Origin of the sequence: Rhizobium sp. 18055 (genome assembly GCF_902706285.1) — a bacterium.
Taxonomy (GTDB): domain Bacteria; phylum Pseudomonadota; class Alphaproteobacteria; order Rhizobiales; family Rhizobiaceae; genus Rhizobium.
This window is the reverse complement of record NZ_CACSKD010000002.1, coordinates 364,619-382,374: the sequence shown is the minus strand read 5'-3', so window position 1 is coordinate 382,374 and position 17,756 is coordinate 364,619. Positions and strand designations below refer to the sequence as shown.

At 61.4% G+C, this 17,756-nt stretch carries 21 protein-coding genes; 15 read left to right on the top strand and 6 right to left on the bottom strand.

Annotation, left to right across the window (positions count from 1 at the left end; translation table 11 throughout):
- Positions 1-44 precede the first annotated feature (44 nt).
- Positions 45-1,334 carry a dihydroorotase gene (locus tag GVL52_RS05375; RefSeq protein WP_160004597.1) on the bottom strand — a complete coding sequence of 430 codons (1,290 nt, stop codon included), beginning with the start codon at positions 1,332-1,334 and terminating at the stop codon, positions 45-47.
- Positions 1,331-2,287, bottom strand: a complete 957-nt coding sequence (locus tag GVL52_RS05370) for an aspartate carbamoyltransferase catalytic subunit (protein WP_160004595.1) — start codon at positions 2,285-2,287, stop codon at positions 1,331-1,333. Before GVL52_RS05370 ends, GVL52_RS05375 begins: the two co-directional genes overlap by 4 nt.
- Positions 2,288-2,469: 182 nt before the next feature.
- On the opposite strand from GVL52_RS05370, the gene GVL52_RS05365 reads away from it, so the two are divergent.
- The 4 genes from GVL52_RS05365 (at position 2,470) to GVL52_RS05350 (ending at position 6,151) form a co-directional block, all read left to right on the top strand.
- The gene (locus GVL52_RS05365) at positions 2,470-4,119 is read left to right on the top strand and encodes an acyl-CoA dehydrogenase family protein (RefSeq protein WP_160004593.1); all 1,650 of its coding nucleotides are present in this window, start codon (positions 2,470-2,472) and stop codon (positions 4,117-4,119) included.
- Complete coding sequence (locus tag GVL52_RS05360) at positions 4,119-4,736, top strand: GNAT family N-acetyltransferase (protein ID WP_160004591.1); 618 nt, start codon at positions 4,119-4,121, stop codon at positions 4,734-4,736. The genes GVL52_RS05365 and GVL52_RS05360 overlap by 1 nt, the downstream gene beginning before the upstream one ends.
- A 125-nt stretch (positions 4,737-4,861) precedes the next feature.
- Positions 4,862-5,524, top strand: coding sequence for a TetR/AcrR family transcriptional regulator (locus GVL52_RS05355; RefSeq protein ID WP_160004589.1), 663 nt, complete (start codon positions 4,862-4,864; stop codon positions 5,522-5,524).
- A 294-nt stretch (positions 5,525-5,818) separates the two neighbouring features.
- Positions 5,819-6,151, top strand: a complete 333-nt coding sequence (locus GVL52_RS05350; RefSeq protein ID WP_160004587.1) for a DUF6105 family protein — start codon at positions 5,819-5,821, stop codon at positions 6,149-6,151.
- Here GVL52_RS05350 and ruvX read toward each other — a convergent pair.
- Positions 6,088-6,582 (bottom strand): Holliday junction resolvase RuvX, encoded by a 495-nt coding sequence (gene ruvX, locus GVL52_RS05345; protein WP_160004585.1) that lies wholly within the window; start codon positions 6,580-6,582, stop codon positions 6,088-6,090. The genes GVL52_RS05350 and ruvX overlap by 64 nt on opposite strands.
- Before the next feature lie 119 nt (positions 6,583-6,701).
- Between ruvX and GVL52_RS05340 the strand changes: the two genes are divergently transcribed.
- The 5 genes from GVL52_RS05340 to GVL52_RS05320 all read left to right on the top strand — a co-directional run bounded on the left by GVL52_RS05340 (position 6,702) and on the right by GVL52_RS05320 (position 12,067).
- Positions 6,702-7,406 carry a metal-dependent hydrolase gene (locus GVL52_RS05340; protein WP_160004583.1) on the top strand — a complete coding sequence of 235 codons (705 nt, stop codon included), beginning with the start codon at positions 6,702-6,704 and terminating at the stop codon, positions 7,404-7,406.
- 121 nt (positions 7,407-7,527) lie between these two features.
- Entirely contained in the window at positions 7,528-7,815 is a 288-nt protein-coding gene (gatC, locus tag GVL52_RS05335; protein WP_160004581.1) for an Asp-tRNA(Asn)/Glu-tRNA(Gln) amidotransferase subunit GatC, read from the top strand.
- A gap of 54 nt (positions 7,816-7,869) precedes the next feature.
- Positions 7,870-9,351 carry an Asp-tRNA(Asn)/Glu-tRNA(Gln) amidotransferase subunit GatA gene (gene gatA / locus GVL52_RS05330; RefSeq protein WP_160004579.1) on the top strand — a complete coding sequence of 494 codons (1,482 nt, stop codon included), beginning with the start codon at positions 7,870-7,872 and terminating at the stop codon, positions 9,349-9,351.
- Positions 9,352-9,476: 125 nt separating this feature from the next.
- On the top strand, positions 9,477-10,571 hold the full coding sequence (locus GVL52_RS05325; protein WP_160004577.1) for a glycosyltransferase: 1,095 nt from the start codon (positions 9,477-9,479) through the stop codon (positions 10,569-10,571).
- Positions 10,562-12,067, top strand: coding sequence for a glycosyltransferase family 39 protein (locus tag GVL52_RS05320; RefSeq protein WP_160004575.1), 1,506 nt, complete (start codon positions 10,562-10,564; stop codon positions 12,065-12,067). The genes GVL52_RS05325 and GVL52_RS05320 overlap by 10 nt, the downstream gene beginning before the upstream one ends.
- 37 nt (positions 12,068-12,104) lie before the next feature.
- Here GVL52_RS05320 and GVL52_RS05315 read toward each other — a convergent pair whose 3' ends face one another.
- Entirely contained in the window at positions 12,105-12,362 is a 258-nt protein-coding gene (locus tag GVL52_RS05315; RefSeq protein ID WP_160004573.1) for a YjhX family toxin, read from the bottom strand.
- 295 nt (positions 12,363-12,657) lie between these two features.
- Between GVL52_RS05315 and GVL52_RS05310 the strand changes: the two genes are divergently transcribed.
- Entirely contained in the window at positions 12,658-13,164 is a 507-nt protein-coding gene (locus GVL52_RS05310; protein ID WP_160004571.1) for a GNAT family N-acetyltransferase, read from the top strand.
- Here GVL52_RS05310 and GVL52_RS05305 read toward each other — a convergent pair.
- Positions 13,161-13,466 carry a DUF1294 domain-containing protein gene (locus GVL52_RS05305; protein ID WP_160004569.1) on the bottom strand — a complete coding sequence of 102 codons (306 nt, stop codon included), beginning with the start codon at positions 13,464-13,466 and terminating at the stop codon, positions 13,161-13,163. The genes GVL52_RS05310 and GVL52_RS05305 overlap by 4 nt on opposite strands.
- Before the next feature lie 146 nt (positions 13,467-13,612).
- On the opposite strand from GVL52_RS05305, the gene gatB reads away from it, so the two are divergent.
- From gatB to GVL52_RS05280, 5 genes are all read left to right on the top strand, one after another.
- Complete coding sequence (gatB, locus tag GVL52_RS05300; RefSeq protein ID WP_160004567.1) at positions 13,613-15,118, top strand: Asp-tRNA(Asn)/Glu-tRNA(Gln) amidotransferase subunit GatB; 1,506 nt, start codon at positions 13,613-13,615, stop codon at positions 15,116-15,118.
- Between the two features lie 3 nt (positions 15,119-15,121).
- On the top strand, positions 15,122-15,625 hold the full coding sequence (locus GVL52_RS05295) for a GNAT family N-acetyltransferase (RefSeq protein ID WP_160004565.1): 504 nt from the start codon (positions 15,122-15,124) through the stop codon (positions 15,623-15,625).
- A gap of 10 nt (positions 15,626-15,635) precedes the next feature.
- Positions 15,636-16,100: a GNAT family N-acetyltransferase gene (locus GVL52_RS05290; protein WP_160004563.1), complete on the top strand. Its 465-nt coding sequence runs from the start codon at positions 15,636-15,638 to the stop codon at positions 16,098-16,100.
- Positions 16,101-16,204: 104 nt separating this feature from the next.
- Positions 16,205-16,603: an NADH:ubiquinone oxidoreductase subunit NDUFA12 gene (locus GVL52_RS05285; protein ID WP_160004561.1), complete on the top strand. Its 399-nt coding sequence runs from the start codon at positions 16,205-16,207 to the stop codon at positions 16,601-16,603.
- Positions 16,604-16,705: 102 nt separating this feature from the next.
- Positions 16,706-17,137: a DUF2155 domain-containing protein gene (locus tag GVL52_RS05280; RefSeq protein ID WP_160004559.1), complete on the top strand. Its 432-nt coding sequence runs from the start codon at positions 16,706-16,708 to the stop codon at positions 17,135-17,137.
- Positions 17,138-17,139: 2 nt separating this feature from the next.
- Here the strand turns inward: GVL52_RS05280 and aat are convergent, their stop codons facing one another.
- Complete coding sequence (gene aat, locus GVL52_RS05275) at positions 17,140-17,754, bottom strand: leucyl/phenylalanyl-tRNA--protein transferase (protein WP_160004557.1); 615 nt, start codon at positions 17,752-17,754, stop codon at positions 17,140-17,142.
- Positions 17,755-17,756 lie beyond the last annotated feature (2 nt).

Sequence of the window (17,756 nt, the reverse complement as noted above, 5' to 3'; positions counted from 1 at the left end):
CCCCTCCAGGCTTGGTCCGGTCGTCTTCTTATACGGTCTAGCGATTACAAACTGTGCACGCACTGGCCGGCGACATAGGTCGCGACAGCCCGTCCGCTGAAGCGCGCATCCTCGAAAGGCGTGTTCTTCGAGCGTGAGAGAAGCATGTCTTTGGCGACAAGCCAAGGCTCGTCCAGATCGATCAGGGCGATATCCGCCTTGGCGCCCGGCTTCAGCGTGCCGGCATCCAGCCCGAAGATCTGCGCCGGTCGCGTCGACATCGCATCGATCAGCCGCATCAGTGTGACATGGCCGCTGTGATGCAGGCGAAGTGCTGCCGCCAGCATGGTCTCGAGACCGACCGCGCCATCGGCTGCTTCGCCGAACGGCAGGCGCTTGGTATCGACATCCTGCGGATCATGCGAGGAAACGATGATATCGATCGCACCCCGTGCCAGCGCATCGACCATTCCGACACGATCGGCTTCCGAGCGCAGCGGCGGGTAGAGCTTGAAGAAGGTACGGTATTCGCCGATGTCGTTCTCGTTGAGCGCCAGGTTGTTGATCGAGATGCCGCAGGTGACATTGGCACCGCGGCTCTTGGCAAGCTCGATCACCTCGACCGATTCTGGCACCGAGATCATCGCCGCATGGTATTTCCCACGTGTCAGCGCGGCAATGCGCAGGTCGCGCTCCAGCGGGATCAGTTCGGTTTCCTTGGGAATGCCGCCAAGGCCGAGCCAGCTGGCAAACAGCCCCTCATGCATGACGCCGGTGGCGCCGAGATGCTGGTCGCGGGTTTCGCAGGAAATCACCGCGCCGAATTCGCGCGCATAGGTCATCACCCGGCGCAGCACCTGCGCGTCGTGGATACTCGAGCGGCCATCGGTGAAGGCGACGGCCCCGGCTTCCATCAGCATGCCGATCTCGGTCATCTCTTCGCCAGCCAGGCGCCTGGTGATCGCCGCTGCCGGATAGACGTTGATGAGCGCCTTGTCCTTGGCCGTCTTCTTGACGAACTCGACCAGCGCGATGTCGTCGATCACGGGATCGGTATCCGGCATCATGATGATCGAGGTGACACCACCCGCTGCCGCCGCACGGCTGGCCGACGCGATCGTTTCGCGATGTTCGGCACCCGGCTCGCCGATATGCACCCGCGCATCCACCAGGCCCGGTGCCGCGACAAGGCCGGTGCAATCGCGAACGGCAGCACCCGCAGGCACGGCCTCATCAGCGGCATCCTTGCCCGATGCGGCGATCACGCCGTCCTTGACGATGATCGTCCCGACCTCGTCGAGATTGCGCGAGGGATCGACGATGCGAACGTTCTTGAAGACCATCGAGTTGCTCATGCGCCGGCTCCTTCGCTGCGGGGCCCCTGGTTCTGCGAGATCAGCAGCGTCTCCATCACGGCCATGCGCACGGCAACGCCCATCTCGACCTGTTCGGCGATCACGCTCTGCGGTCCGTCGGCAACCTCGGAGGCGATTTCCACCCCGCGGTTCATCGGACCGGGGTGCATCACCATCGCATCCTCTTTCGCCGCCTTCAGCGTTTCCGCGTCGAGGCCGTAGAAGTGGAAATATTCACGCACCGACGGCACGAAGGCGCCGGACATTCGCTCGCGCTGCAGCCGCAGCATCATCACCACGTCGGCGTCCTTCAGCCCTTCCTTCATCGAGTGAAACACCTCGACACCCATGTCGGCAATCCCGGCCGGCAACAGTGTCGCCGGTGCCACGACCCGCACCCGCGCGCCCATCGCGTTGAGAAGCAGAATGTTCGACCGCGCCACCCGCGAATGCAGCACGTCGCCGCAGATCGCCACGATGATGCGCGACAGCTTGCCCTTGGCGCGGCGGATCGTCAGCGCGTCGAGGAGTGCCTGTGTCGGATGCTCGTGCTGGCCATCGCCGGCGTTGACCACCGCGCAGGAGACTTTCTGAGCGAGCAGCGCTGCAGCGCCAGCGCTGGAATGCCGGATCACCAGCACGTCGGGGCGCATCGCGTTCAGCGTCATCGCCGTATCGATCAGCGTCTCGCCCTTTTTCACCGAAGAATTGCCGACCGACATGTTCATCACATCGGCGCCGAGGCGCTTGCCGGCCAGTTCGAATGAGGCCTGCGTGCGCGTCGATGCTTCGAAGAAGAGATTGATCTGCGTCAGGCCTCTCAGGGTCGACGTCTTCTTCTCTCGCTGTCGACTGATCTTCACGGCCTCGTCGGCCTTGTCGAGGAGAAAGGTGATATCCTGCTCTGTGAGCCCTTTGATACCGATGAGGTGGCGGTGGGGAAAGAAGACCATGAACCTGCCTCTAAGCTGTCGTCAGCGGCTCTATAAAGAGTGCATGCGGCGGCGGCAAGCATGGGCTGTGGGCAAAGGGCACTCTCCCCCTGCAATTTTGTCGCAATTCGGCTAAAGCAGGAGCAGCGCGAAATCGAAACTTCCGGTTTCCCTTTGACTGCCTCATGCACTAGAAGCGATTCATGACACCCGCCGAAGAAAAACTCGCCGAACTCAATCAGCCGAGCCTGTGGTCCGGCATCAATGCCTACAGGTCCGATCCGCTGATCGTCGACCTGACCGGCGCCTTGCCGCGCGGCATCCGCGATGATCTCGACAACATCGGCCGCTACGTGACCTCGCCCGAGGCGCAGGAGCTGGCGCGCATGGCAAACCAGGGCGTGCCGCAGCTGCGCACCCATGGCCCGCGCGGCGAGCGGCTCGATGTCGTCGAGTACCATCCGGCCTGGCATGCGCTGATGCGTCGCTCGATGTCGGTGGGGCTGCACTCGTCGGTCTGGGACCCGCAGGCCGATTCCGACGCCAAGGACCAGGCGCACAAGATCCGTGCCGCCCGGTTCTATCTGTCGGCGCAGCTGGAAACCGGTCACCTCTGCCCGATCACCATGACCAGCGCATCGGTTGCCGCGCTCTCCGCGTCGCCGGCGGTCCAGAAGGACTGGGCGCCGAAAATCCTGTCGCGCAAGTATGATTCGTCCAACAAGCCCGCGATGCAGAAATCCGCCGTCACCATCGGCATGGGTATGACCGAAAAGCAGGGCGGCACCGACGTCCGCTCGAATACCACGTCCGCCGAAAAGGTCAGCGACGGCATCTACCGTCTGTCCGGCCACAAGTGGTTCATGTCGGCGCCGATGAGCGACGCCTTCATCATGCTGGCGCAGACCAAGGAGGGCATGGGCTGCTTCCTGGTGCCGCGCCTGCTCGAAGACGGCTCCGCCAACGGCCTGCAGTTCCAGCGCCTGAAGGACAAGGTCGGCAACCGCTCGAATGCGTCTGCCGAAGTCGAGTTCAACGACACCTTCGGCTTTATGCTCGGTGGTCCCGATGCCGGCGTTCGCACCATTCTCGACATGGTCACCCTGACGCGCCTCGATTGCGCGCTGGCATCGTCCGGCATCATGCGCGCCTCGCTCGCCGAAGCCGTGCACCACACCCGCGGCCGCAGCGTGTTCGGCAAGATGCTGGTCAGCCAGCCGATCATGACCCGCGTCCTTGCCGATATGGCGCTCGACGTCGCAGCCGCAACCGCTTTGTCCTTCCGGTTGGCTGATGCATTCGACCGCGCCCGCGGCAGTGCCGAAGAGGCAGCCTATGCCCGCGTGATGACCCCGGTCGCCAAATACTGGTGCTGCAAGATCGCTCCCGCGCTCATCTATGAAGCGATGGAGTGCATCGGCGGCAGCGGCTACATCGAGGAACGTCCGATCGCCCGTCACTACCGCGAAGCGCCTGTGAATGCGATCTGGGAAGGCTCCGGCAATGTCATGGCGCTCGATGTGCTCCGCATTCTCAACCGCGGCAAGGACCTGTTCGAGACCGTCTTCGCTGGCCTCGCCCGCGATCTGGGCCCGGCCGGCAAGAAGACCATCGATGTGCTGCGCGCCGCCATGGCGCTCTGCGAACGTGACGAGGGTGCCGCACGCCTGCTGGTCGAACAACTGGCGCTCGCCGCCGGTGCTGCCGAACTCTACCGGCTGGGGGCAGGGCGCATCGCCGATGCCTTCATCGAAACCCGTCTCGCCGGCGGCTGGCGCTCCACCTATGGCATGCTCGATAGCCGCTTCGATGCTGGCTACATTGTCGACCTCCTCTATCCGCCGGCAAGCTGATGACGATCCTGCGCCCCGCCCATGCCGACGATATCGAGCAGATCTACAACATCTCGCTGGTCACAGGCGATGCCGGCGAGGACGCCTCGCCACTGCACCGCGACGGCAAGCTGATCGGCCACATCTACTCAGCACCCTATGTGGCGCTAAGCCCGGAGACCGCTTTCGTGGCCGAGGATGAAGACGGCGTCGCCGGCTATCTCGTCGGCGTCTACGACACCCGGGCCTTCCAGGCAAAGCTGGAACGCGACTGGTGGCCGAATCTCCGCAGCGCTTATCCCGAACCGCAAGGCGACCCCGAACTCTGGGACGCCGACCAGAAACGCATCGCCGCGATCCACCATCCGGAGATCGCGCAGGCCGCTCTGGTCGAAGCCTTTCCGGCCCACATCCATATGAATCTGCTGTCGCGCTTGCGCGGGCAGGGTATGGGCACCAGGCTGCTCGACATGTGGTTTTCGCAGGCGCGTCGTGATGGCGTGAAAGCCGTGCATCTCGGTGCCAGCGCCACCAACGCCGGTGGCATCGGTTTCTGGAGTTCCCGCGGCTTCACGCGGCTGGAACCGCCGCTGGTCGAGCCGTCCGACCGCACGGTCTGGTTCGGGCAGACGCTTTAAACCGATCCCGGGGCGCTCTCAGGGCGGCGGGCAAAACTATCCACAATCTTTCAAGGGTTTGGCCGTTGCCGGTTGAACGCGGCGTTGTTACTCACCGATGAGTGACAAATAAAACCGAGTCCCTGATGCTGAATGATCCCATGGTCCTGACCCCGATCTCCGACGCCCCGCAGGCCGAACCCGAAAAGCGTGTGCGGGATCGTGGTGCAACGGAAAAGGCCATCCTCAATGCCGCCAAGGCGCTGCTGGCGGAAGAGGGCTTCCAGAATTTCGGCATCAATGCTGTCGCCCGCAAGACCGGCTGCGACAAGCAGCTGATCTATCGCTATTACGGCGGCCTCAATGGCCTGGTCGATGCGATCGGCGCCGATCTCGGCACCTGGGTCAAGGACCGTATTCCGGAAGATACCGGCGGTATGTTCCTGCTCACCTATGGTGACCTGATGGAGCGCCTGTCGCTGCTCTTCCTCCAAGCCTTGCGCGATGACCCGCTGATGCGCCGCATCGTCGCTTGGGAAGTGTCGGAAAACACAGAGCAGGTGAGGCGGCTGTCCGAAGCACGCTCGAAGGCGCTGGCCAACTGGCTGGAGCGCATGCGCGGATCGCTGACACCGCCGAAGGGTGTCGATGCCGTCGCCGTCAATGCGATTCTGATCGCCGCCATCCAGCATATCGTGCTCTCGGCGTCGGCAGGCGGGCAGTGTGCCGGTCTGGCGCTGAAGACGCCGAAGGACTGGGAGAAGGCGGAAACAGCGCTGAAACGCATCGTTCGCGGCGTTTACGGCTGATCGGCCATCCGTGTTTCCACAGGAAGCGGCCATGCTGTTAACCTTAACAAATGGTTTACATTGCGTCGCGAAGGTTAAGGGGTCAGGTTGCCGGACAGTTTCAAAGTTTTGAGTGTCTGGAACCATGGGAACCAAAATCGCGAGAATCATGTTCCTCGTTGCCGCGATGATGTTCTTTGCCGTGCTTGCGCTGGATATCGCGGTGCCGGCCCTGGTTCTCAGTTTGATGGCATTGTCGACATGGCTGGTTTCGCTTGAGCGGCCATTCGCAAAAAGACAAAGAGGGGCGACCGCATGAAGTGGTTCCTGATTTTCTGGGCGGGTCCGATCGTCTTCCTGGCGGGCTGGTACTGGCTTTCCTATTACGACATGAGCTTCGGCATCTTCATGCTGACGCGCCAGGCGCATGACCTGACCTTCCAGGTCTATGCCAATGTTCTCGGCATTCCGCCGGAAGTCATTCCGCCGCTGGTCGCCCGCGCTATCGCTGTCGACAGCTTGGTCGTCTTAGCCATCATGGCTTTCCGCAAACGCAGGAAGATTTTTGCCTGGTGGCAGGCACGTCAGGCGTCCAAGTCGTCGGACGCCGCTCTTGCCAGCGACGAGAGCCTGTCCAGGGCTCCCTGAAGAATGAAACTTGCGGCCGCCGAATCGATGCGTTCGGCCCGCTTGGCGCGCGATACGTCCATCTCCAGCAGCGCCCGTTCGGCAGCCACCGTCGATAGCCGTTCGTCCCAATAGACGAAGGGCAGGGCGGTTTTCTGCTCCATGTTGCGAACAAAGGCGCGAGTCGCCTGCACACGCGGTCCAGCGGAGCCATCCATGTTCATCGGCAGGCCGATGACGAGGGCAGCGACCTTCTCCTTGGCCGCAAACGCCAGCAGCACCTGCGCATCTATGGTGAATTTCTCGCGCTTGATCACCGTTCGCGGCGTCGAGAAGCGTCGCCCGAGATCCGACATCGACAGCCCGATCGTCTTGGTGCCGAGGTCCAGCCCGGCAATGGCTTGTCCCGGCTGAAGGGCTGCCGCCAGTTCTTCGATCGTCAGCACCGTCATCGTCGTTTCATCCCGTCAAAACAAATTGAAGCCGCCACCGCTTTTCTTTGCGGCTGCATCGGATATGTCCATAGCGATCGAAACAGGTTTTTGCATCACATAATACAAGGAGACATTTCATGAAGATCACCTGGCTAGGGCACGCAGCCTTCCGCATCGAGACCGCAAAGGCGACAATTCTTCTCGACCCGTTCCTGACCCACAATCCGAGCTTTGCCGGGCAGGACATCAAGGAAGCGACCAAGGGCGTCACGCACATTCTCCTGACCCACGGCCACGGCGACCATGTCGGCGACACCATCCAGATCGCCAAGGAGACCGGCGCGTCGGTTCTCGCCAATGCCGATCTCTCGGCCTGGCTCGGCCATCGCGGCGTCGAAAAGCTCGAAATGGCCGGCACTGGCGGTACGGTCAGCTTTGACGGCTTCACCGTAACGCTCACCCAGGCGCATCACTCCTCTGCCCAGATCACCGAGGACGGTGTGTCTCATTCGCTCGGCAGTGCCAATGGCCTGATGATGCATTTCGATGGCGAAATGTCGGTCCTGCACATGGGCGACACCGATATCTTCACCGACATGGGCCTGATCAACGAACTGCATCAGCCCGATATCGGCATCGTGCCCGTCGGCGATCGTTTCACCATGGGCGGCGCAGTGGCAGCGCTCTCCTGTCAGCGTTTCTTCAACTTCAAGCAGGTCATTCCCTGCCACTACGGCACGTTCGGGCTGCTCGAGCAGACGCCGGACAAGTTCGTGAAGGGCATGGAAGGCTCCAAGACCGCTGTCGAGGTGATGAAGTCGGGCGGCAGCGTCTCTGTCTGATCAGCCGATCGCAATCGCCCCGATCTGAGGGCGGAAATCTGCGCAATCGAAACGCCATGCCCGTTGCACACAGCGGGCATGGCCTTTATAGCGGGTGGGAAAATCCCATCCGGAGAAGACCATGTCCGTCGATCTTGCCACCGTTAAGCGCGTTGCGCGCCTTGCCCGTATTGCCGTCTCCGAAGACGAGGCAAACCGCATGGTTGGCGAGTTGAACGGTATTCTCGGTTTCGTCGAGCAACTATCGGAAGTGAATGTCGAGGGCGTCGAGGCGATGACCTCGGTCACGCCGATGCTGATGAAGAAGCGCGCCGACGCCGTGACCGATGGCAGCAAGGCTGCCGATATCGTCGCCAATGCGCCGGTCACCGATCAGAATTTCTTCCTGGTGCCCAAAGTCGTCGAATAAGGCCTCTCGCCGCTTTCCGACTCCGTTGCCATTCCAGATTTGAAGCGAAACATCATGAGCGAACTCACCAGCCTGACCATTGCCGAAGCCCGCACCAAGCTGCGCGCCAAGGAAATCAAAGCAACCGAACTGACCGAAGCCTATATCTCGGCGATCGAGACGGCTAACGACAAGCTCAACGCCTATATCAAGGTCACGCCTGAAAAGGCGCTGCAGATGGCGGAAGCCTCCGACGCGCGTCTTGCCGGCGGCAAGGGTGGCGATCTCGAAGGCATTCCGCTCGGCATCAAGGACCTGTTCGCCACCGAAGGCATCCACACCCAGGCCTGCAGCCACATCCTCGACGGCTTCAAGCCGCATTACGAATCGACCGTCACCCAGAACCTCTGGGACGACGGCGCCGTCATGCTCGGCAAGCTCAACATGGACGAGTTCGCCATGGGCTCCTCCAACGAAACCTCGTTCTACGGCCCGGTGATCAACCCGTGGCGCGCTGAAGGTTCCAACCAGCAGCTCGTTCCGGGCGGCTCGTCGGGCGGTTCGGCAGCCGCTGTTGCCGCCCACCTCTGCGCCGGCGCCACCGCCACCGACACCGGCGGCTCGATCCGCCAGCCGGCCGCCTTCACCGGCACCGTCGGCATCAAGCCGACCTATGGCCGTTGCTCGCGCTGGGGCACGGTTGCCTTCGCATCCTCGCTCGACCAGGCCGGCCCGATCGCCCGCGACGTCCGCGATGCCGCGATCCTGCTGCGCTCGATGGCATCGGTCGATGCCAAGGACACCACGTCGGTCGATCTGCCTGTTCCTGACTACGAAGCCGTGCTCGGCCAGTCGCTGAAGGGCATGAAGATCGGCATTCCGAACGAATACCGCGTCGATGGCATGCCTGAGGAAATCGAGACCCTCTGGCAGCAGGGCATCGCCTGGCTGAAGGACGCCGGCGCCGAGATCGTCAACATCTCGCTGCCGCACACCAAATACGCGTTGCCGGCTTATTACATCGTCGCACCCGCCGAAGCCTCGTCCAACCTCGCGCGCTACGACGGCGTTCGCTACGGTCTGCGTGTCGATGGCAAGGACATTGCCGACATGTACGAGAAGACCCGCGCTGCCGGCTTCGGCAAGGAAGTCAAGCGCCGTATCATGATCGGCACCTACGTGCTCTCGGCCGGCTACTACGACGCCTATTACATCCAGGCACAGAAGGTCCGCACGCTGATCAAGCGCGACTTCGACCTCGCCTTCCACGCCGGCGTCGATGCCATCCTGACACCCGCCACCCCGTCGTCTGCGTTCGGCATCGCCGACGAGGATCTGGCCGCCGATCCGGTCAACATGTACCTCAACGACATCTTCACCGTCACCGTCAACATGGCAGGCCTGCCCGGCATCGCCGTCCCGGCCGGCCTCGACCACAAGGGCCTGCCACTTGGCCTGCAGCTGATCGGCAAGCCGTTCGAAGAGGAAACCCTCTTCAAGACGGCCTATGTGATCGAACAGGCAGCCGGCAGGTTCACGCCTGCCAAGTGGTGGTAAGAAACTCACCGTCATCCGCTTGATATGCGGACAGTACCCCGTGCAATTTGCTTGTGGCACTGTCCGCGTTTGCTTGCCGCTGGATTTTGATTTAGCGACCTGTTAGGTGCGTTCAGGTTTTTTAAATGGATCACGCTGTGCCGGCAGGACGAATCTCGATTATCGCTCCGACTTTTAACGAGTCCGGAAATGTCATCCCTTTCATCGAGCGCACCAAGGCTGCGCTTCGCGATGCCGATTGGGAGATCATTTTCGTCGATGACAATTCTGCCGATGGAACCGCGCAGAAGGTTTTCGACTATGTGGTTGACGATCCGCGCGTGCGCATCATCACCCGTCTACAGGATCGTGGCCTGGCAAGATCAAGCATCCAGGGCATGTTGTCGGCAAAGGGCGACCTGCTGTGCGTGATGGATGTCGATGGTCAGCACGACCCGGAGGTCGTCAAGGAAATGGTCGATCGCCTGCAGCAGGGCGATTTCCATATTGTCAGCGCCGCACGCAAGCTTGGCGATGAGCGCCAGGCGGATGCGCTTTCGCCGCTGCGCAACACCCTTTCAAAGGTCGGCAATTGGCTGAGCAGCTTCGTGCTCGGTCGCCGGTTGGTCGATCCCTTGACGGGTTTCTTCATCATTCGCCGCGAGACCTTCCTGAATGTGGCGCCGCGTCTTGGCGATCCCGGTTTCAAGCTGCTGCTCGACATCCTCTACTCCCACAGGGAATTGCGGCACGCAGAGGTGCCTTTCGATTTCGGCGCCCGCCTCAGCGGCGAATCGAAGCTCGATAGCTACGTCATCTGGAAATTCGTGACGTTCCTGCTGAGCAAGATGACCCGCGGCGTGCTGCCGGCCAGTCTGATTTCCTTCCTGTTCGTCGGTGGGTCCGGCCTCTTCATCCATCTGGCGGTGCTCTACACGGCGCTTGCGCTCTCCGTGCCCTTCATCGCGGCGCAGACAGTGGCGACGCTGGTTGCCGCCACCAGCAACTTCCTCCTCAACAACCTGCTGACCTTCCAGGACCGGCGACTGCGTGGCTGGAACAAGTTCTGGGGCTATGTGAAGTTCCTGCTCGTCTCCTCCGTCGGCATCATTGCCAACGTATCGGCTGCAACCATCGCCTATGAACGACTTGTCCATGTGGTCTTCCTCGCAACGCTCGCTGGCATCGCCATTGATACGGTCTGGAAATTCGTGATTGCCAGCAGGTTCATATGGAAGTGAAGCGTACACGGCCAAGCCCGGCCCTCCCTGACGCTACATCCAGTGACGTCGCGAAGCCTCTCTGGATCATTCTCGCAATCGTGGTCTGCCTGCTGGTGATGCGCCAGATGATGCACCAGTCGGTTTTCTTCGACGGTGCTATCTATGCCAGCATAGCGCGCAACCTGTCGGAGGGGACCGGCTCGGCTTGGCAATTGCAATTCTCCAAGACCTTGTTCTCGGTTTTCTCCGAACACCCGCCATTGATGATGTGGCTGGAATCGATCGCCTTCCGTCTCTTCGGTGATACGATCGTCGTCGAGAAATGCTTCTCGTTCGTCACCCTGCTTGCCAGCGGCTTTATCCTGCTGAAAATATGGCAAAGCCTGCACGCCGATGATCCGGAGCTCCGCGCTGCCGGTCCCTTGGCTTTGACCATGGCGCTGGCTGCAGGCCGTGTCAGCTGGGCCTTCACCAATGGGATGATCGAAAACCTCCTGATCGTTTTCACGTCCCTTGCCATCTATTGCATCGTCAAGTCTTACGGCCAATCCGGCGTTCGCAAAGCGGCGTCGCGTTTGATCGTCATGGCGGCGGCAGGGTTTTTGATCGCATTGGCACTGTTGACGAAAGGTCCGGTGGGGCTCTTTCCGCTCGCCATGCCTGCAATCTATTGGATCGCGTTCCGCCGGCCGACCCTGGTAGGCGTGGTGCTCGATACGTTGATCATGACAGTAACCGTCGCTGCTTTCTTTGTTGTGCTCTGGCAATTCGATGGCGCACGGGATGCGATCCAGCGCTATTTGTCGATCCAGTTGCTGCCGAGCCTGAGTGGTCAACGCGGAACTGGGGGCGGCCATTGGGACGCCGTGCGCGCATTCCTGCGCGTCAACGCCTATCCCGCCATCATCACTCTGGTTGTTTTGCTTTGCGACAGGCGTTGGGGAATTGCGGCTGCGAAGGACGAGGCCCGCAGGCGTTTGCGGTTGCGTGCCGCGACCTTTTTGGCGCTTGTCGGATTTTCGGCATCGCTGCCGCTGCTCGTCAGCCCGCGTGTCGCCAGCTTCTATTTCAATCCCTCGCTTGCCTACTTCGCATCGGCGTTCGCGGTCGCCTGCATACCTGCTGTCATGCGGGCCCTGCGCGGGCTCGATGGGGTGGCCCGTCGGCGGCTTTTATCCGGCCTGTACGTCTTGCTTGCGCTTAGCCTCGTGCTTGTCGGTGTGAATGTCGGACGGCCCGGCGTTGACGCAAACACCATCGCCAACGCATCGGCCATCGCCTCCCGCATTTGCACGTCCGCGAATGCATGCGAGGAGATTGTCACGGTCTGCGGCGCCGGCGCCGAGGATTGGGCGCTTTACGGCTATCTCGAGCGCCGCCACAAGGTCAGTCTTGCCGATATCAATTCAAGGACAGGCAGCTACCTGTTGGTCGATGACAGTTGCGCAACTGACATCTCCGGCTACAAGGACACCGGCATCGCCCTGACTAAGTACCGCCTGCTGCAACGCTGACCAAGCGAACCGGCGCCCATGGGGCGCCGGTCCTTGTTCACCGGTTGTCGGGTTGCGACCGCACCAGTCGCAGTCCGCGTTCGGTGATCCGGTATGGCTGGCCGGTTTGCGACCTGATCGCCCTCAACCGTTTGAGCTTGCGAAAGAGTTCGAGGTCGAAGTCCGGGTAGGTCCAGCCGTCGCGGGTAAAGCAGCTGACGACTGCGATCTTTTTTCTGTCGTCTCGTTTGATTTCGATGCGGCCGCCTTGGGCCAACAGGTGCAGAACGCGCTGCTCCGTGCGTGAAATATCCATGGAGATGTTGATCCGGTCTCGCGTCGTTCGAAGACGCACAAAAACTGTCTGGCGCCCGCAGTGGACGTCAGGGCTTCGTTTTTGTCGGGCCCATGCGCGCAAGAAAACTTGCGGGCAGGGCCTCTACCGGGTCTCTGATGACGAGTTCAACATCCGGATTTGATAGTGCTCCACGCCACGGCCGTCAAGCATTCCGCAGCCTGCGCGGTGGGGGATAAGCTGGGCGCTGCGCAACGGAATGCTTTGAAAACGTGCCGATTCGGTGTTTTACTGCCTCCCTGTCCCGGAGGTATGGTTGATCAATATTCGAAATGCCCACGAAGGCGAAGCCGAGGTCTTGAGTGAGATCGGGCTGCGTGCCTGGCAGAAGGCGATGGCGCCGATTGGCGAGGCGGATGCGATGGCGTCTGCGGCCCGCGCCGCTTTCCTGAATTTCGCCGAGACGCGGTGGTTGACGATCACGGTGATCGAGTGGAACGGTCACGTTGCAGGTTGGGCGGCCCGCGAGGATCTTGACGAGACCATTTCCGATTTCTGGATCGATCCGTCCTTCACCGGTCACGGTCTCGGCTCCGCCCTACTCGGATCGATCGAGAAGGAGGTGGCCGAGCAGGGGCTCGACAAGGTGACGATGCACACCCATGCAGAAAACAACGAGGCGATCGGCTTCTTCAAGAAGAACGGCTATGCCATCCACTGGCTCTCCATCGCCTATAATCCCAAGCTTGATCGCGACGTGCCATCGGTGGGCCTGTCGAAGTTGGTGGTATCAGGCGGAGATGACACCTACGGCGCTTTCTAGATCAGCCCGAGTGCTCTGCTCGCGCAGGCGCAGATCAGCGCCACGGCGATCAGCAGATGCAGCACGGCGATGGCGACCAGCATCGATCGAAACGGCTCTTTCTGCGTTTTGTGACGCAGCAGTTGCTGCGCCGCCACCGCGCCTGGGCTTCCCGCAACGAAGGCCAGCGTCAGGAGCGTTTTTTCACTGATCCGCCACTGGCCGTGGCGCGCGGCCCGCTTGTCGAAGAAATAGATCGCGAACACGAATGCGTTCCACGCCATGAGCAGAGCGATGATTTTGATGATATCGTTGGCCAGCATCCGCAGACGCTAACAGGCGCCCGTTAACAACCGAAAAATCGGCGCTGCCGGCCGTGCCGGCACCTCCAACGCGCCGAAACCCTTGCACCGGAAAGCCATTTCCGTTACCTCACCAGTTGAAAAGAATAGCCTCAAAAGAGCATCCCATGACCCTTGTCGACGTTCGCACGCCTGATCCGAAACGCTTCATTCCCGGCGCCACCGGCGATTGGGAAGTCATCATCGGCCTGGAAGTCCATGCGCAGGTGCTGTCCAATTCGAAGCTGTTTTCCGGCGCGTCGACCGAATTCGGCAAGCCGCAGAATTCCAACGTCTCGCTGGTCGATGCCGCCATGCCCGGCATGCTGCCCGTTATCAACGAGGAATGCGTTGCCCAGGCGGTCCGCACCGGTCTCGGCCTGAAGGCGCAGATCAACAAGCGTTCGATCTTCGACCGCAAGAACTACTTCTATCCCGACCTGCCGCAGGGCTACCAGATCTCGCAGTTCAAGGATCCGATCGTCGGCGAGGGCACGATCGTCATCTCGCTCGGACCGGACCGTCAGGGCCAGTTCGAAGACATCGAGATCGGCATCGAGCGGCTGCATCTGGAGCAGGACGCCGGCAAGTCGCTGCACGACCAGCATGCCACCATGTCCTATGTCGATCTGAACCGCTCCGGCGTGGCGCTGATGGAAATCGTTTCCAAGCCCGACATGCGCTCGTCTGACGAGGCGAAGGCCTACGTCACCAAGCTGCGCTCGATCGTCCGCTACCTCGGCACCTGCGATGGCAACATGGACGAAGGCTCGATGCGTGCCGACGTCAACGTCTCCGTGCGCCGTCCGGGCGAAGGCTTCGGCACGCGCTGCGAGATCAAGAACGTCAACTCGATCCGTTTCATGGGTCAGGCGATCGAATACGAAGCCCGTCGCCAGATCGCCATCATCGAAGATGGCGGCACCATCGATCAGGAAACCCGCCTGTATGATGCCGGCAAGGGCGAGACGCGCTCGATGCGGTCCAAGGAAGATGCGCACGACTATCGCTACTTCCCCGATCCCGACCTGCTGCCGCTCGAATTCGACGATGCCTTCGTGGCAGCGCTGAAGGTCGACCTGCCGGAACTGCCTGACGACAAGAAGGAGCGCTTCGTGCGCGAACTCGGCCTGTCGATCTACGACGCCTCGGTTCTGGTGTCGGAGAAGGCGATCGCCGATTACTTCGAAGCCGTTGCCGAAGGCCGCGATGGCAAGATGGCCGCCAACTGGGTCATCAACGACTTGCTGGGCGCATTGAACAGGGTCGGCAAAGATATTGAAACGACTCCGGTTTCTGCTGCCCAGCTCGGCGGCATCATCGATCTCATAAAGGCCGAGACCATCTCCGGCAAGATCGCCAAGGACGTCTTCGAAATCGTCCTGACCGAGGGCGGCGATCCGGCCGAGATCGTCGAATCCCGCGGCATGAAGCAGGTTACCGACACCGGCGCCATCGAGACGGCTGTCGACGAGATCATCGCCGCCAATCCGGATCAGGTGGCCAAGGTGCTGGCCAAGCCCGCTCTTGCCGGCTGGTTCGTCGGTCAGGTGATGAAATCGACCGGCGGCAAGGCCAACCCGCAGACCGTCCAGGCGCTGGTCAAGGCCAAGCTCGGCATCGTCGAGGAATAGGCCTTGTATTTCGTCCGCACCGCCAGCGAGCGCGATCTCGACAAGGTTCGCGCTCTTCTGACCGAGACCTTTCATGCGACCTACGACGCGCTGCTCGGCGCGCCGAAGGTTGCGGAACTGGTGGCGACGCTGTTTTCGCAGGCGGCGCTGAAGACGCGTCTCGCCAACAAGAACGCCGAATTCCTCGTTGCCGACGACGGCAAGGAGATTGGCGGCGTCGGCTATGCGGCGATGTCCGGCGAAATGACCAAGACGGCCACGCTGCATCTGCTCTACGTCCGCCCATCGCTGCAGCGTCAAGGCATCGGCCGCGATATCTTCGCCGAGCTCGAGACCTGTTTTCCCGCAGCGGAGATCATGCGGCTCGAGGTCGAGCCGCGCAACGAGCCGGCGATCACCTTCTACCGCAGGCTTGGTTTCGCCGATGTCGGCAAGAGCGACAACAATGGCCCGGGTCAGTCCGGCATTGCGGCGCTGATCCTTGAGAAGCCGCTCACCAGCTACTGAGGCGATCGTCATGCCGGCCGAGATCATCATCCGCCAAGCCCGCAGGGACGATCTTGCCGCCTTGATCGCGATGTTCGCTGCCGATGATATCGGCGGTCACGGCGATACGGTCGCTGCCGACGCGCTGCCAGATTATCTCAGGGCCTTCGATACGATTGCAGCATCGCCCGATCAGACGCTCTTCGTGGCGGACTTGGCCGGCGAGGTGGTCGGCACCTTCCAGACATCGATCACCACCACGCTGGCCGGCCGCGGCGCCTCGTTCATGATCATCGAGGCGGTGCAGACGCGGGGTGACATGCGCGGCAGGGGCATCGGTGCGCAGATGATCGAATTCTGCATTGCCGAGGCGAGGCGCCGTGGAATGCCGCGCGTGCAGCTCATCTCCAATGCCAAACGCAAGGATGCCCACCGCTTCTATCAGCGGCTTGGTTTCGAGCCGTCGCATCTCGGCTTCAAGATGGCACTGAAATGAGCCGCTGTGGCTCTGGAATCACTGGACAATGCGCTCCGCTGGCGGCATAAGCGAAGGATCAAATTCTGGTCCCGCTCGCCATCCGGCAAGCTCAAGGAAAAGACATGAAAACTCTCCTCCTGCAAATCTTCACCTGGTGGAACGGTCAGACGATCGGCACACGTTTTGCGACCTGGCGTTTCGGCAAGCGCGTCGGCGAAGATGAATTGGGCAACGTCTATTATGAAGGCGGCACCACCTCGTTTGGCCTGCCGCGTCGTTGGGTGATCTACAAGGGCTATGCGGACGCCTCGGCGATCGCGCCCGGCTGGCACGGCTGGATGCACTATCGCACCGACGTTCCGCCATCCAAGGAAGACTACGTTGCCAAGGAATGGCAGATTGCCCACCGTGCCAATCCGACCGGTTCGGCACAGGCTTACCGTCCGCCGGGTTCGCTGGCCGTTGCAGGCGAACGCCCGCGCGTTACCGGTGACTACGACGCCTGGACACCGGGCAACTGATCGGGCCGTCCGGCCCCGTTTTTAGCCACATTTGACCTATACCCGCAGGATGGCCGCAGACACTGCGGCCTTCGATTTTGAGATGCGGTGGAGACGGAAGATATGAAGCTTTTCACGCGGAACCCAGTCCTGCGTGCCGCCGGGATCGCCCTGGCGCTTGGCTCGTCCTTCCTGCCGCAGACGGTCCTTGCCGCCCGGATCGACAACCCCGTTGCCGTGTTTTCCGGCCTCGACAAGATCACCGGCCGCATCACCACATTCGATGTTTATGTCAACGAGACCGTCCAGTTCGGCGCGCTGCAGGTGACGCCGAAGGCGTGTTACTCCCGCGACCAGACCGAAGTGCAGAAGATCGACGGCTTCGTTGAAGTCGACGAGATCACGCTGGATCGCAAGATCCGCCGCATCTTCACCGGCTGGATGTTTGCCGACAGTCCCGGCCTCAATGCCGTGGAGCATCCGATCTACGACGTCTGGCTGAAGGATTGCAAGGCGACATCGGACGTACCGGCACCCGACAAGGCCGCCAAATAATTTCAGAATTTGAGATGCGGCGAATCCATCGCTGCTGCGAGCATATGCTCGTACTCGTCCTTCGGCACGTCGATGGCGCCGAATGTCTTCAGATGCTCTGTCGTGAACTGGGTGTCGAGAAGGGTAAAGCCGCTGGCCCGTAGCCGATCGACCAGGTGCACGAGGCAGATCTTCGAGGCATCGGTGCGCCGCGAGAACATGCTCTCGCCGAAGAACGCCGAGCCGAGCGAGACCCCGTAGAGCCCACCGACCAGCTGATCGCCATCCCAGGCTTCGACCGTGTGCGCATGACCCATCTGGTGCAGCGTCGAATAGAGCCCTTTGATCGTCTGATTGATCCAGGTGCTGGGTCGCCCCTGTGTTTCCTCGCCGCAGGCCGCGATGATCGCATCGAAATCATGATCGAAGCGGATCTCGAACGGTTGTCGCCGGACGGTCTTGGCCAGGCTCTTGGAAATATGAAAATCATCGAGCGGCAGGACGCCGCGAAGGTCGGGCTCGACCCAGAAAATTTCAGGGTCGTCTGCCGACTCGGCCATCGGGAACAGCCCGATAGAATAGGCGCGCAGGAGAATTTCCGGTGTGATGCCTGGAGATTTCCTGCGCGACCCTGCCATCT